The organism is Flavobacterium gelidicaeli (assembly GCF_013294005.1).
In the GTDB taxonomy this organism is placed as follows: Bacteria; Bacteroidota; Bacteroidia; order Flavobacteriales; family Flavobacteriaceae; genus Flavobacterium.
In genome coordinates this window covers 1-14,874 of record NZ_JABSNK010000006.1, presented here as the reverse complement: position 1 = coordinate 14,874, position 14,874 = coordinate 1, and the positions used below count along the sequence as shown (strand labels likewise).

Sequence of the window (14,874 nt, the reverse complement as noted above, 5' to 3'; positions counted from 1 at the left end):
GAACTCATTAAATATTTTCTTTTAGCGCTAAGAAAAGATTTTCTTTTTTAATGGGCTTATAAATATAGGTGTTGCAGCCCGCATTTTTAATTTTTTCTTCATCACCAGATAAAGCAAAAGCCGTTTGTGCAATAATCTTAACCTCTTTATTTAAAAGTCTAATTTGTTTTGTGGCTTCAAAACCGTCTAGTACGGGCATTTGTATGTCCATTAAAATAATGTCAATATCTTGATTTGTTTTATAGATTTCTACGGCTTCTTCGCCATTTTTAGCAACGAGTAATTCGGTTGCGATGGGAGCCAATAGAAAAGTCAATAGTTTTTTAGAGATCTCATCGTCCTCAGCAATAAGAATTTTTAATTTTTCAGGAATCACAAAATCTAAAGTTTCTCCAGATTTTCGCTTTTTAATTTCATTAGTAGGGGAATAGGGCATAGTGAAGTAAAAAATAGAACCTTTGTCTTCTTTACTTTCAACGCGAATTTTTCCTCCCATTATTTCAACAAATGCTTTAGAAATAGAAAGTCCCAAACCAGCACCATGTCTCGCTTCTCTATCGGAAATATCGGCTTGAATAAAACGTTTAAAAATGGACTCTTGTTGATCAATTGGAACTCCTATACCAGTATCTGATACGTAAAACTCGATGTAATCAGTTGTAGCGGAGTTTTTTAAGTTGTATCCAACTTCAATGGTGCCTGTATCAGAATATTTTATGGCATTTTTTATTAAATTGAGAAGAATAGAGTATAATTTTTCTCGGTCTGTATTTATAGTTGCAGCTTGATTTGACAAGGTTGTATTTTGAATAAGTTGAATTCCTTTTTTATCAGCTTCTGGCTTAAAAAATGTACAAGCATATTCTATTTGAGCATTAATATTTGTCTCTGAAATTGTCAACTCGACTAAGCCTGCTTCAATTTTAGAAAGATCCACAATATTATTAATAATATTGAGCATTCGATTCCCACTTTTTTCTATAATCTTAATATATTTTCGTTGCTCTCCTCCAGTAAGATTGGGTTCTTTAAGCAATTCCGAAAAACCTAAAATACCATTCATAGGGGTGCGAATTTCATGAGATATATTTGCTAAAAATGCTGATTTAAGTCGGTCACTTTCTTCTGCCTTTTCTTTAGCAATTATGAGTTCATCAATTATCTTCTTTTTCTCCGTAATGTCTCTAACAATATTTAGGTACTGTCCTTCGGCTATTTTTTTTGTACTTAGTTCAGTATAAATGTAGTCTCCGTTTTTTTTGCATAAGCGGTACTGACTAATTACAGTTTTTCCTTGTAGTAACTCTTGTAATGAAGCATTATGGTCTTTACGGATCATGTCTTCAGTATGTATAATATCATTTACTTTTAATAATAGAAGTTCTTCACAATCATAACCTAATATTTCACAAATTTGGTTGTTTAGTTCTAATATCTCGCTTTTTTCATTCAGTACAAGAATTCCATCAGCGGAGTTTTCGAACAAACTTTTAAATTTATTTTCGCTTGCCTTTAGCGCTTCCTCGTTTCGTTTCTTGTCTGTGATGTCTCGTAATATTCCCTGTACATAATCTTTACCTTTAATAGTAATTTTATTCAAAGATATTGATGTGTCAAAAAGTACACCATTTGATTTTATGTTTTGCCATTGTATTTTTTGAGAATGATTATTAAGCACTTGTTTAATTATTTGTTGTGCTTTTATGGTAGAATTTTGACCATCATATTGAAAATCAGGGCTTAATTTATCTAGCTCCATGCCAATTAATGTTGCTTTATTGATTTTAAAGTAATCACATGCTGTTTGATTACAATCAAAAACTCTGTTTTCTAATAAAAGGAATATAGCATCATTTGCGCCATCAAAAATCAATTGGTATTTTTTCTCACTAGTTTCAAGTAGCTCATTTTGAAGAAGTAATTTAGTAGTTGTTTCTTCTTTTTGGATGATTGTCTCAGTTAAGTTTCTATAAAAATCCCCAAAACCATAAATAAAAATAATTGTAATTGAAAAAATTGAAGACAAGGTTAAAAACCAATGTGAAGGAGAGCGAGCTAATAAATTGAGATCTAATGAGGGGTTTAAAGTATAATTTGAGTAACCAATTGCTACAAAACTAAAAAGGATAATTATTATAATGTTTACATATATAGCAAATTTTCGTTTTGTGAGTATGGCTAATATTGCCATAGCAATGATCGAATAATAGAATCCGCCATTTAAGGCAAATTTAACCAACCCAATCAAGGATATCGTTAAATATAAAAGAGAGATTAAAACTGTTTTTTGAAAATAATTTAATTTTTTGCGAAAAATAGCTAACGCAAGTACAGAAAAATAGAGTAAAGAATGAAATACGTAGATATCTTGCCATCCTATTTCAAACCATCTTAGTAATGAAAAAATATATGGAGGTATAAAAAAAATAGCGCTCATTACAACTATTTTATTGACAACTTCATCTTTAATTTTCGACAATTCGTTTTGCATACTGAAATTAGATTATGATTATTTGTTGCAATGTATTACCGTATGTAATGTTCAAATTATAATTAATTATATGAGAAATAGAACATTAGATTAAACGAAAATACAAATAAAAACGCTATAATAAGCATATTGGCAAATTGTTTGCGACTACTTAGGTATTGTTGTTGTAATTTACTAGTTATTGCTATTATTAGTCTTAAATAGAGTCTAATGTTATTGAATTTAGAGATGCCACTTTGGTTTTAAAAACTTTATTGTTAAATATTAATATAATTTAATCAGTGACAAGTTTTTTTTTTTGAGTTAATTGAATATTGCAGACTTTAAAACTGTCTAACCAAATCGATTACCTATCAGTTCATAGTATTGTAATTTAAAGCTTTTATTATAATAAAAGCTTTAAATTAGGCTAATCATCTTTTCTAGTTAGGCAACGTCCTCTAGGTTCATTGCCTTCATGTAGTACAATTTTAGAATGTAGGAACTGTGCCGCTTCGGCTGAATGTTTTACTTTTATGGCGCTACGTTGTAACATCTCGGATTCAAACTCATTTAAAACACTTTGTCTTATTCCAGCTTCCCTCCATTTAGATAAAGGTCGGCATTCTCTTGTGATTCCACGTGCCAATGCCAATGCATCTAATAAAGCTTGATTTGCTCCCTGGCCTTTAAACGGACTCATAGGATGAGCGGCATCCCCAATTAACGTTATTTGTTTTCCTTTTTCTAATAGTGCAGCATCAAGTAATTCTCTATCATATACGGGATAACCAGAAACTTGATTTGATTGAGTCGCAGACAGAATTTGAGGAATAGGAGCATGCCATTGCGTTCTACGGCAAGCTTCTTCTTTTAATGCTATAGGTCCTTTAGTACTTAGCGCTTTAGCATCTGCTTCAAGCATTGGAAAACTTAATTGCCACATCACCGAATCAGAATCATAAGGCATAATATAAATTCGTTCCTTGCCATTAGCGGTTTGAAATACTGTAGCCGAATCTAATAAAGGATTTTCAAGGCCATCTAGTTCACTCAAGGGACAAATGCCTAATATTACTATACAATCTAGGTAACGTAAAGGAGTTATTTTGTCGCCAATTAATAATTTACGCACCGAACTACGTATGCCATCAGCACCTACAACAAGATTGGATTTAGTATATTTAATCTCACCGTTTACTTGGAATTTGAGTTCAACAGTTTCACCATCAACTTCTTTAAAATCAATAAGCTGGTGACCCCATTGTACTTTATTATGTCCCCCAAGTTGCTCTAGAAGTGCTAATCGTAATGATTGGCGTGCGATATGTATGTTTGTACGTTTGGGAGCTATTTTTGAATCAGAATCCATCCATTTTCTCATTCCCCATTCCCCAATTACCTTTCCATCTGTAGTATGAACCAAATGTCTAGTAGAAACAACTCCTTTCTCTAATTTAAAAATTCCTAATCCCTCAATGGCTTTGCTCGCTTGTTGTAAAGTAAGGCCATAACCTTGAGAACGTGTATCAAAACCGTTATCACGTTCATAAATTGTAAAGGGAATTCCGCGATGTAAGCAAGCAACTGCTAGAGCAACACCACCAATACCACCGCCAATAATGGCAACGTGCGGGTAATTTTCAACATCTGCTATTGGAAAATTATCAGATGGTATTAATCCAGATCCAAAGCATTTTATACAGTGGTCTAAGTGTGCTTTAGGGCGAATAGGAGGTACTCCTTGATTATTAGATTTTTCATATTGTTCGAATGCTACTTGGTACCTAATGCGTTCTTTTTTATTGATTCTTCGACTTTTTTTACCGCGTCCTTTACATTCCTGACAAGTAGTCCAGCCAGTTACTTCATTTTTCATTTTTTTTATTTTACTTGGGAAGGCTAATGATAAATTCGCTGCCTTTTCCTAATTCACTTTTTACAGTAATATCTCCGCCATTCTTATTAATAAATTCCTTAGAAAGAATAAGACCTAATCCAGTACCTTCTTCATCATTAGTTCCTTTAGTTGATATATTTTCATCAATTTTGAATAATTTTTCGATGACTTCTGTTGTCATACCAATACCTGTATCAATAATATGTAGCATTATCGTATTTTTATTAGCATGATATTTAATTGTTATTTTTCCACCATTAGGTGTGAATTTGATTGCATTGTTCACCAAATTCCCAATAGCAATTACAGCCGAATTTAGATCAATTAAAACATTTACCTCAGATGGAATAGTTGTTGTAACCTCTATATTTTTTGCGGAAGCATTATATTTATAAGGAGCTATACTAGTTTCAACCAACTCTTTTAAGTTCAGTAGTTTTTTATTAATTTTAATTCTTCCTGTTTGCGATTGTGCCCAAGTAAGTAAGTTTGCTAATAAATCAAAAGCTGATTGGGATGATTTATTTAATGCAATTATAATTTCTTTTTTTTGATCATCATCAAAACTATCGTAATCTTCGACTAACAAATTACTAAAACCTAGAATATTACTAAATGGGCTCTTGAGATCATGGGAAATAATACTAAAGAATTTATCCTTAGTCAAATTTATTTCTTTAAGTTCATCACGTTGATTTGAAATGACTTCATTTTTAATAATTAATAATTGGTTCGCCTTTTTCTTAATAGTAAACCTATTTAAAAGAATTATAATCATAAGTATGACTAATAATGACACCCCAATAAATGAATTTCTTAAGTTGGTTTGTTTTGCAATAGCTAAATTTTGAATTTCACTGTTTTTTCGTAATAATTCATTTTCTTTCTCTTTTTGTTCACTACCGTATTTAGTTTGCATTTCAGCAATTTGCTTTGAGCTATTTTCATTATTGATGCTATCTTTTAGCGAAATATAATTTTCTAAAAAAACCACCGATTTATCAAATTTACCAGTAGTTTTATAAAGGTCGGCATAGTTCTTATAGAGTTCTAACTTTTCTTCTTTAGCGCCTAATTTAATTGCCAATTGAAACGCATTATAGTAGTAGGATAGGGCTTTATCATACTGTTGTTGTTCTTTATGAACAAGCCCTATGCTTTGATTAGCAAGTAACATCCCAATTTGATCATTAATAGTGTTACTTATATTGAGAGATTCTTCTAAATATGCACTAGCGCTAGCATAATTTTTAAGTTGGTACTCTGTGTTTCCAATATTGTATAAACAAATAGCAGTTCCATAGCTGTTTTTAGTTTTCTTAAACAGTTTTAGGGCATTTTTATAACTATCTTTCGCTTTTTTATACTCTTTTTTAAATTTATAAATCTCACCCAAAGTATTTAGTTGAGAAGCTAAATTACTTGTCTTAGATTGTTTCTTAGAAACAGCAATAGATTTCTGCACATATTCTAAGGCTTTAGGGTAATTTTTTTGTGCCAAATAAATAGAACTGATATTACTTATTGCTATGATATAAATTTCAGTAAATCCTTTCTCTTCAGAAATTTTTAAAGATCTATAATTATATTTTAATGCATTCTCATAATCATTTATATCGAGATAGACAGCTCCTAGATTACTACATAGTGCGCTTATACCTTCTAAATCATTGATTTCTTCAAATATATTTAATGATTTTTGATAGTTATCAAGAGCAAGTTTAAATTCGCTTTTAGCCCAGTAATTTACTCCTTTATTTTGTAGTGATCTTGCAATATCTTTTTTGCTGTTTTCTTTTATAGCTAGTGAATAAGCCATATTTGCATATTGAAGGCCTTTGTCTGGAGATACATTCCAGTATGCAAAGGATAATTCATTTAATAATATCACTTTTTCAAGATCTAGTTTATGAGGCAGCAGCCCTTCTAAACTATCAATCCTTGTTTGAGAAAACAAAAAATTAGAGAATAATAAAAGAATAATTACTAATGGATATTTCATATATACTACATTTGAAGATGTCGTAAACCAATTTACATAAATCATCTAAATAAGAGATCCAAAATTCTAATAAACGTATATTTTATAACTATTTAGGGCTATATTTTACTGTTAACAACTTTTATATCGCTAATTTTTATTCAAAGAATATTTGTAACAATACGAAGATAGGATAAAAAATGCTAATTCTCTTAAAACACCTATCTTGCCAAGCATTTATGTAAAAGCATAACTTTGAGAATACTAAAAACGAAGATATGTAAATACAAAACACTTTTTCTAATCTAAAGATATTCATTGGTTTAGACATTCAAAAAAAGTTGGACAGTTTATATCCAAACAGATCTATCTTTTTACAAGATCTATTAGATGCCTTCAAATGCGAGCTCATTATAGAAAAACTAACAAGAAAGATTATATTCTATTAAAAAATATTCTTGGAATAGGAGGTTATTTGCCGAGTGTTATTTTAGCCAAATGTGGAGATTTACGTCGTTTTAATAATGAAGGACAATTTAGTTCATTCGTTGGATTGGTTCCAGGAATCTACAATAGTGGAGGATCAGAAAAATGCTTAGGAATTACGCCAAGAAATCATTTACAATTGCGCAGTTATTTAGTAGAAGCAGCTTGGGTGGCTATTAGAAAAGATGTTGAGATGCAAAACTCTTACCAAAAAAATCAAGGTAAAAACGTAAAAAGCGTTATTATAAAAGTGGCTCATAAGATGGCACGAAGAATTTATCGGTCATCAAAACCGAAACACACTAACAAATCAATAGTTTAGTACAGATAGCTATCGCAATAGAGAAATAAAAAAATAACCATCTTAAAAAAGTGTCTTTTCCTGATATAGGTTGACAACTTTTGTTGTCAAAATGATATTCAAAAATAGTTATTTGTAATCGGAATATTGATAACTTTTTTTAAAAAATTCCCTCCGGGTTTTAAAAAAGTTACCAACATTCCTTACGTAGTTAAAGTTGTTTTTTTTATTTTTCTATAGGATTTGTATTTGTGTTGTTGGTTTTTGTGTGCAAACTCTGGTATTTTCATTTCTAATGAATAGTGTCTTCTATGATTGTTATAAATTTCAATTGCCTGTTTTACCATTTTTTGAGCTGTTTTAAGATTTGGAATCGTTTTTCCTAATCCAAATTCTTGTTTTAAAATCCCGTTAATTCTTTCAGCCACAGCATTTTCGTATGGGATTGAGTTTTGATTTGTACTTAAAGTCATATTTTTTGATTTGGCAAATTCTGCAAAATCAGGGCAACAATATTGTATACCTCTGTCAGAATGATGAATTGTATCTTGATGTTTGTAAATTCGTTTATTGTCAGCCATTTGCAATGCATCCTTTACTAGTTGGACTTTCATATTGGTATCTATTTTATACCCCATTACTTTTTTAGAATAGGCATCAGTCACCAGTGCTAAATAGGCATGTTGTGATGCTAATTTGATGTAAGTTATATCGCTTACAAAAAGTTGTTCAGCCTGCTTAATTTCAAGGTTAACAGTTAAATCTTCTGATTTGTAAAATCCATGATTAGAGTCGGTTGTAATATGATATCTCTTGGTTTTCTTAATCAATAAGCCATAGTTTCTCATAAAAGCGTAAAACTTGTCACGTCCCATTTTAATACCGTTTTTGATTAAATCATCCTTGATATCCAAATATACTTTTGTACAGCCATATTGAGCTTGTAAATGCCTAATAGGTCTTATTAGCTCAAAGATTATAAGTGCTTGTTTTTGTTCCAATTCTTGTTTTTTAATTCTTTTGTAATAAGCTTGTCTGCTTATTCCGAAGCATTGGTGTATCCATTTCTCTTTGAAAGGTCTTTCATTTTTTTCTCCACTTCTTTGTACAGTGCTTCGGGCAATGACTTTTTTGCGAATCCAAGATTGGTACTAACCTCAAAATCAGCGATTATTATTTGTTGGAAGTCTTTAACGAACTCGAGTTCTTTGATACGTTCTTTGATACGTTCTTTGAGTTTCTTAAGTTCTTGATTTTTACTCATTGTTTTAGAATTTTGTTCAAAGGAACGCAATTTTTTCATCCAATAGGTAATTGAGGAGCGAGAAATTCCATGTAATTTGGAAGCGTGATTTACCGAAATCTGACCGTTTGTAATTTGGTCAATGATGGAAAGTTTGAGATCAAAACCAATTTTTTGATACTCTTTTTTTGGACAGGGTTGTTTTTTTGTTAGTGCCATAAGTTGCTAAAAGTGTTTAATTTTTTGTCAACCTATTTCAGGAATTGTCATTTAGCCACATTGCCCATAACGTTCAGTATAAGAAACGTAGGGCAGGTGATAAGCACTTTCGTTTCGGTTTATTACTTAGCTAAATATAAATATTTTGCTTTTATTTTATCTCTTAAATGCCAAATTTTATATTTAGCGGACTTCATTAATAAGCACAGACCTTTCGGTTTAGCACAAACGCCCTATGTTTTTTATACATTGTTAGCATAAGTACTTTATTCAAATGTTTTTCCTTCTGTCCAATCAGATAAACTCTGATAGAATTCAAATGAGATAGAGTTATAATCGTCATCCCAAATATTTTCTTTCTCAATTGGCATTTTTTTCCAATCGTCAATACACTTTTCTAAAATTCCGAAAAGATTTGAGTCAAGAGCTTTTAATTCAGCTAATGATTTCGGATAGTTTATATGTTGTTTTGGGTCAGCTTTTATTGCTATATATTTCCCAATATAAAAATCAACTGCTTCACTATTATATGAGCCTCTAATCTTGAAATTATCTTTTAATTGTTGGATTTCTGATTTCGTACATTTATTAACATCATAATCTGTAATAAATTTTTTCTTATCAAATCCGAGTTCTAAATATATTGGTAACATTTTAATATGGTCAATACAATTTCCAAAATGTTCGATTAACTCTCCGCTTATTATTTCAGATAGTATTTGATTTCCGCTTACTAGCATTTGAAAACTCGAACCGAAGAAAAGTTCTTTTTGTCGAATTAAAACGTGTAATAACTCGTGAGTAAATGAATCTATATTAATGTCATTTTTCGGAACTATAATTCTTGAATTGTTGTTTTCAGAATCACAAGCATAATTTGGATAATCAATTAAGTCGATTGTAATAGAATGAGTTTTATTTAAATCATTCCATAATTGTTCATTTCGATTATCTATTAGTTCAAGTTCTTTTGGGCTAATTTTGGGTATTTATGCTAACGTTATGCCACTTTGAGATGGCTAGAAGTTCGTAATCTCCTAATTTTCGGCTTAACGATAACTTGATGCGAAACGGCAATTCCACTAAATTCTAGCTAGCTCAAAATGGTTGTTGTAGATAGTTTTTTATATTCGGAAACCTAATCCAACTTTTAATAAATTTACGTTTGTATTAAATGTAGTATTTGGAGTTTCTTTGTCAACTTTCAATTTCACATAGTCATATTGAATATCTATGAATATCTTTTTAGTTATATCATAAGAGATTCCAAAATTTGCATTAATTCCACCTTCTGTATCATTTGAACCCGATACATCAAATCCGTTATTTGTTCCTGAAGCATCAAAAATCATAAAACTATACCCAAATCCAACAAATGGGCGCAATTTAGAAATTGATTCTATTTTAAGTTCAGCAAAAAATCTTGGTTGAATGAGATATGATTTAATTGTAAAGTCTTGATTTCCGCTATTATCATTAGTGTTATTTACTAAAATTCCACCATTGATTGATGCTCCAATATTGATATTTGTTATTTCCGAAAATCTATATTTAGCACCAAAATCAATAATACCATTGTAATTTTTTCCAATAAAATTTTGATCAATTGGTATTGGGTAATGCATTTCAACACTAAGTTTTGAATCCTGCGAAAAAGATTTTATTGATAAAATCAATAATAATGCTAATAGTAATTTTTGTTTCATATTTTAATTTTTAAATTATCTACAACGTGTCGCTGCTTTGAGATGGCTGGAAAATCGTAACCGCTAATTTTTCGGCTTAACGAAAAAATGATGCGAAACGGTAATTCCACTAAACTCCAGCTATCTCAAAACAGCTGTTGTGCGTTCGGTTTTTTATTTATATCTATTTTCGGTCTAGTTTCCGCACCGTTTAAGTCGGAACCATTTTTAAAATATTTATTATGTTATCAAAAATAGTTTGTATTTCATTCAGTTTTTACCATACATCCATCAGCTTAGTTATTAATCCAATTAATGCTGCTACAAATCCCAAAATAACTGACACAGACTTGGCTTTTTCCCAAAACCCTTGGTCCTTATTTTTAGTTGGTTTTGCGACTGGTTTTTTTGCCTTTGCCTGTTTAGACAAAATGTTTTCTAAATCTGATGAATCTTGAATTATGTTCGATCCAATTACATTTCCAACAATATTTATTTCATTTCTCTTATCGACAACTTTAAATTTATCCACAATGATTTTTAACTTATCTAAATATTCAATTCCGCCAATTGCAATTGTATATTTCACATCTTTTGTCGGAATTCGTAGTCCACCAACATTTGCAACGCTTGGGCTTTCTAATATGTTAATCCACTTTTGTTTTTTCATTTCGACCAAAATTTCTTGGAAATTCTCCATTCCGTGTGATGGCATTATTGAAAAGAAAAATTCTCCTAATTCAACACCTTTAGGTTTATCATTCAAAAATTCAAGCAAATGAATCATAAATTCTTTACGGTTTTCAAAGATGTTTTCTATTTCAGATTCCATTATTTATTTATGTTTTATAAGAGATTTATCTTTCACATTTCCGTTCCTCTAAACTGACGCACAACGTGTCGCGGCTTGCAGAAGTGGCGAACTTCGTGACCGATTATTTTCGGCTAAGATAAAATTTATTGCGAAAGATAAACGTGAATTTACCACATATTTCGCCATTTTTGCAAACCGCTGTTACCTGCTGTTTTTTTGTTTTCAATTGGTTATTAAGTCTTCTGGATAAAATCCATATTTCATATATACTTTTCCTTGCTTGATTTCGAAATAGGGTTCTGGAAAAGTATCTTCTAATTTTCCGCCAGATTGATAGCGAGAAATGATGATTGGTTCCGCCATATCAACTTTGTGAGGTTCTTTGTTACTTTTTCTTATGGTATTACTATGTTCATAAAAAATGGGGGATGCCCAATTTCCATTTTTCATTCTGTAAACTGGTTCATATCGATATGTATTAAGTTCATCACAACCTTTGGCAACAAATAAAAGAAGATTTTCAAATTCATAATATTTTACTTTTATACTATGGTCATATAATACACAATCAGCAATTTCAAAATCTATATTTTTAGAAATTTTTTTTAATATTTCATACTTTGATTTATATTTTGAATGAGGTATATAATCGTTACAATAATTTGGTTGGCTAAGACGATTAATATCTATCTTTTTTCCAATGAATATATATTTATCTGGATTTTGTATGTTACAAGGAATATATTCTACACAAGGGTCTGTCTTTTGAGAAAATGTAATTTGTAAACTAAATGCCAGAATTATTATAAAAAATGTTTTCATTATTTGATTTTTTATTAAATTACTGAGTTCTTCGATTCTGCGGCAAAATAGCAGGTAACGTCTTGGCGCTACAAGATGTTTGGGGTTAAAGATGCGAGTTTTTTCCAATATGCACAAATTTTACAAGTACAAAACCATTTTTAAATTTAGCCAAATGCCCAAATATCTTGTAACGGCTGTTGTGCGTAGTTTTTTTATTTATTTCAATATAAAAGGAGTTAATTCAACTTTCAATTTTTCATAACCGGCTTGAGTAATTACACCTAAATCAAATAATTCTTTAGCTTCTTTTAGTTTTGTAATTGCTTGTTCTTTAGTAAGTTTACTTTTTATATTTTTAATTTCACCAAGTTCGAGAGCTGTATCGTAATCAATTAAAACAGGCATTAATCCATAACCTTTAAATTGTGCATACATTTTGTATCCACTACCTTTAGTTCCATATGTTTTTAATTTATCCACAATCACTTTCTTGTCAGATAATGTATTAGATACTCTTTGACCGTTTTGTGAAATATAAGTAAAACCTAAATCAGATGTTGGTATTCCAATTGTCAAAGTGTCTCCAACTTTCAACGTATCGTTAGTTTTCGATAGATAAATTTGGTACTCGGACTTATTAGTCAACTTTCCATATTCAGCAGTTTGTGAATATGAAATTGAAAGGCTAAAAAGCATAAATAATGTGATTTTTCTCATTTTCGGTAAAATTACGCACAACGTGTCGCGGCTTGCAGAAGTGGCGAACTTCGTGACCGATTATTTTCGGCTAAGATAAAATTTATTGCGAAAGATAAACGTGAATTTACCACATATCTCGCCATTTATGCAAACCGCTGTTGGGCGATCGGCTATTTTTTTGGTTTTCACTTTTTAAATTTTTACTGTTTATTATATTCGGAAACCTAATCCAATTTTTAATAAATTTACATTTGTATTAAATGTAGTATTTGGGGTTTCTTTGTCAACTTGCAATTTCACATAGTCATATTGAATATCTATGAATATTTTATTAGTTATATCATAAGAAACTCCAAAATTTGCATTAATTCCACTTTCGGTTTTGCCTGAACTTGAAACATCAAATCCATTATTTGTTCCTGATACATCAAAAATCATAAAAGTATAACCAAATCCTACAAATGGGTGTAATTTAGAAATTGATTCTATTTTTAGTTCTGCAAAGATTTTTGGTTGAATAAGGTATGATTTAACTTTAAAGTTTTGATCTACGTTGCTATCATTAGTGTTATTTACTAAAATCCCACCATTGATTGATGCTCCAATATTGATGTTTTTTATTTCCGTAAATCTATATTTAGCTCCAATATCAATAATTCCATTGTAACTTTTTTCAATAAAATTTTGGCCAATTGGAATTGGGTAATGCATTTCAATACTAATTTTTGAATCCTGAGAAAAAGATTTTATTGATAAGATCAATAAAAATGCTAATAATAATTTTTGTTTCATATTTTATTTTTTTTTAATTACTTCTAATTTTTATGGCTTACTTATCACTTCCAATATTCAAGTTTATACTTTTCAGGTTTTCACTTTTCGATTTCAACTTTCACGTTTCTGTTGGCAAATTAAAACCTTCAACTTTTTAAATTGTTTTAACAGCTTCGCAATTCATAATCACAATTTTGCCTTATGATTTCTCCTTTTTCTTTTTAGCTGTCGCCCAACGTGTCGCGGCTTGCAGAAGTGGCGAACTTCGTGACCGATTATTTTCGGGTAAGATAAAAGTTCTTGCGAAAGATAAACGTGAATTCACCACAAATTTCGCCATTTTTGCAAACCGCTGTTGGCAGATGTATTTATTTCAACGTCCATTTTATAAATTCATTCATTACTTCTGTCCAATGTTCTTTTTCATAATCAGCTCTTCCGTCTTCATTTACCTCGTAAAAATTATGTTCTAAATTTAAGTATCTTTTATATGTCAAATTATTTTTTGCATTTTGAATATAAAATAGAGGAACTAAATCACATAAATCAGAAGCAATGTCATTTGTCCCATAGGCTAAATATGTTGGTATTTTAATTTTCAACCAATCGTTTATTAAAGGTCTTGAAAATGATTTCCAAGCTAATAAATTTGGGTTTTTCTTTAAAGTATCTTCATTATAAGAATCTCTATACATTTGATATGTATCTTCCATACTTTTATCGGCTTCTATCCAAGTAATTTTTTTGTTTTCTGCGGACTTTCTATCTTCACGAATTAATTGGTCAATTCTACCAAAAGGATTTGAACCAAATAGACCTAAGTGAGTAACGTTTTTATTTTTTAATGAAATTAATGTCGCTACTTTTGAACCTTGAGAATGTCCTGCAACAATGAGTTTTGAATTGTCAACCCATTTTTGGTTTCTTAAAAAGCTTAATACTTTGTTAGCTCTATCTTTATAATTTTCTAAATAATCAGCTTTTACATATTCTTTTGAAAATTTATTAGTTTCATTTGGGTTTGGAATAAAGCAATATGATTTATTTAAGTTTTTTTCGTCTACTATTACTGGTGTTTTTGGCATAGAAATTACGATTAAATGATAGTTTCTGCGTATTTCATTTATATCAAAATTTGTAATTCCGCCTCCAAACATCCACATTTGCTCTTTTTCAGGTTTAATAAATAAAGGCATTGGTAATGACCCTTGACAAAATAAAAAAATTGGTTTTTTTTCATCAAGTTTTGTATCAATTACTATGAAGTTTATTGTGTCTTTTTTTTCTTTTAAACTAAATAATATTGCTTCATTGTTTATGATGTTAAAATTTTGACCAAAACTGAATTGTGTTAATATCAGTAAAATTAATGTTCTTCGTAGTTTTTTCATAATATATCTGCCAACGTGTCGTGGCTTGCAGAAGTGGCGAACTTCGTAACCGATTATTTTCGGCTAAGATAAAATTTCTTGCGAAAGATAAACGTGAATTTACCACA

The 14,874-nt window shown here is 30.2% G+C and carries 13 protein-coding genes; 1 reads left to right on the top strand and 12 read right to left on the bottom strand.

What is annotated here, in order from left to right:
• Positions 1–7: 7 nt before the first annotated feature.
• The 3 genes from HNP99_RS10500 to HNP99_RS10490 form a co-directional block, all read right to left on the bottom strand.
• Complete coding sequence (locus HNP99_RS10500) at positions 8–2,491, bottom strand: PAS domain-containing hybrid sensor histidine kinase/response regulator (RefSeq protein WP_173853336.1); 2,484 nt, start codon at positions 2,489–2,491, stop codon at positions 8–10.
• A gap of 409 nt (positions 2,492–2,900) precedes the next feature.
• A complete protein-coding gene (locus HNP99_RS10495) occupies positions 2,901–4,349 on the bottom strand; it encodes an FAD-dependent oxidoreductase (RefSeq protein ID WP_173853335.1) in 1,449 nt (482 codons plus the stop codon).
• A gap of 10 nt (positions 4,350–4,359) precedes the next feature.
• Positions 4,360–6,372 (bottom strand): tetratricopeptide repeat-containing sensor histidine kinase, encoded by a 2,013-nt coding sequence (locus tag HNP99_RS10490; protein ID WP_173853334.1) that lies wholly within the window; start codon positions 6,370–6,372, stop codon positions 4,360–4,362.
• Between the two features lie 379 nt (positions 6,373–6,751).
• Here HNP99_RS10490 and HNP99_RS10485 point away from each other — a divergent pair, with 379 nt between their 5' ends.
• Positions 6,752–7,159 (top strand): transposase, encoded by a 408-nt coding sequence (locus tag HNP99_RS10485; RefSeq protein ID WP_254596850.1) that lies wholly within the window; start codon positions 6,752–6,754, stop codon positions 7,157–7,159.
• Positions 7,160–7,341: 182 nt separating this feature from the next.
• On the opposite strand, the gene HNP99_RS10480 is transcribed toward HNP99_RS10485, so the two are convergent.
• From HNP99_RS10480 to HNP99_RS10440, 9 genes are all read right to left on the bottom strand, one after another.
• Complete coding sequence (locus HNP99_RS10480) at positions 7,342–8,181, bottom strand: IS3 family transposase (RefSeq protein ID WP_371810465.1); 840 nt, start codon at positions 8,179–8,181, stop codon at positions 7,342–7,344.
• The gene (locus HNP99_RS10475; protein WP_173853333.1) at positions 8,178–8,600 is read right to left on the bottom strand and encodes a helix-turn-helix domain-containing protein; all 423 of its coding nucleotides are present in this window, start codon (positions 8,598–8,600) and stop codon (positions 8,178–8,180) included. Before HNP99_RS10475 ends, HNP99_RS10480 begins: the two co-directional genes overlap by 4 nt.
• A gap of 266 nt (positions 8,601–8,866) precedes the next feature.
• Positions 8,867–9,340: a hypothetical protein gene (locus HNP99_RS10470; RefSeq protein ID WP_173853332.1), complete on the bottom strand. Its 474-nt coding sequence runs from the start codon at positions 9,338–9,340 to the stop codon at positions 8,867–8,869.
• 384 nt (positions 9,341–9,724) lie between these two features.
• On the bottom strand, positions 9,725–10,306 hold the full coding sequence (locus HNP99_RS10465; protein WP_173853331.1) for an outer membrane beta-barrel protein: 582 nt from the start codon (positions 10,304–10,306) through the stop codon (positions 9,725–9,727).
• A gap of 256 nt (positions 10,307–10,562) precedes the next feature.
• A complete protein-coding gene (locus tag HNP99_RS10460) occupies positions 10,563–11,117 on the bottom strand; it encodes a hypothetical protein (RefSeq protein WP_173853330.1) in 555 nt (184 codons plus the stop codon).
• A 204-nt stretch (positions 11,118–11,321) separates the two neighbouring features.
• The gene (locus HNP99_RS10455; RefSeq protein ID WP_173839518.1) at positions 11,322–11,921 is read right to left on the bottom strand and encodes a hypothetical protein; all 600 of its coding nucleotides are present in this window, start codon (positions 11,919–11,921) and stop codon (positions 11,322–11,324) included.
• 198 nt (positions 11,922–12,119) lie between these two features.
• Positions 12,120–12,620 carry a hypothetical protein gene (locus HNP99_RS10450; RefSeq protein WP_173853329.1) on the bottom strand — a complete coding sequence of 167 codons (501 nt, stop codon included), beginning with the start codon at positions 12,618–12,620 and terminating at the stop codon, positions 12,120–12,122.
• 192 nt (positions 12,621–12,812) lie between these two features.
• A complete protein-coding gene (locus tag HNP99_RS10445) occupies positions 12,813–13,394 on the bottom strand; it encodes an outer membrane protein (RefSeq protein WP_173853328.1) in 582 nt (193 codons plus the stop codon).
• Positions 13,395–13,744: 350 nt separating this feature from the next.
• The gene (locus HNP99_RS10440) at positions 13,745–14,767 is read right to left on the bottom strand and encodes an alpha/beta hydrolase family protein (protein ID WP_173853327.1); all 1,023 of its coding nucleotides are present in this window, start codon (positions 14,765–14,767) and stop codon (positions 13,745–13,747) included.
• Between the last annotated feature and the right edge of the window lie 107 nt (positions 14,768–14,874).

Bases quoted from the DNA above. Each gene is read 5' to 3' on its own strand.
- HNP99_RS10500 (WP_173853336.1), bottom strand. From the start codon at position 2,491: ATGCAAAACGAATTGTCGAAAATTAAAGATGAAGTTGTCAATAAAATA.
- HNP99_RS10495 (WP_173853335.1), bottom strand. From the start codon at position 4,349: ATGAAAAATGAAGTAACTGGCTGGACTACTTGTCAGGAATGTAAAGGA.
- HNP99_RS10490 (WP_173853334.1), bottom strand. From the start codon at position 6,372: ATGAAATATCCATTAGTAATTATTCTTTTATTATTCTCTAATTTTTTG.
- HNP99_RS10485 (WP_254596850.1), top strand. From the start codon at position 6,752: ATGCGAGCTCATTATAGAAAAACTAACAAGAAAGATTATATTCTATTA.
- HNP99_RS10475 (WP_173853333.1), bottom strand. From the start codon at position 8,600: ATGGCACTAACAAAAAAACAACCCTGTCCAAAAAAAGAGTATCAAAAA.
- HNP99_RS10470 (WP_173853332.1), bottom strand. From the start codon at position 9,340: ATGCTAGTAAGCGGAAATCAAATACTATCTGAAATAATAAGCGGAGAG.
- HNP99_RS10465 (WP_173853331.1), bottom strand. From the start codon at position 10,306: ATGAAACAAAAATTACTATTAGCATTATTATTGATTTTATCAATAAAA.
- HNP99_RS10460 (WP_173853330.1), bottom strand. From the start codon at position 11,117: ATGGAATCTGAAATAGAAAACATCTTTGAAAACCGTAAAGAATTTATG.
- HNP99_RS10455 (WP_173839518.1), bottom strand. From the start codon at position 11,921: ATGAAAACATTTTTTATAATAATTCTGGCATTTAGTTTACAAATTACA.
- HNP99_RS10450 (WP_173853329.1), bottom strand. From the start codon at position 12,620: ATGAGAAAAATCACATTATTTATGCTTTTTAGCCTTTCAATTTCATAT.
- HNP99_RS10445 (WP_173853328.1), bottom strand. From the start codon at position 13,394: ATGAAACAAAAATTATTATTAGCATTTTTATTGATCTTATCAATAAAA.
- HNP99_RS10440 (WP_173853327.1), bottom strand. From the start codon at position 14,767: ATGAAAAAACTACGAAGAACATTAATTTTACTGATATTAACACAATTC.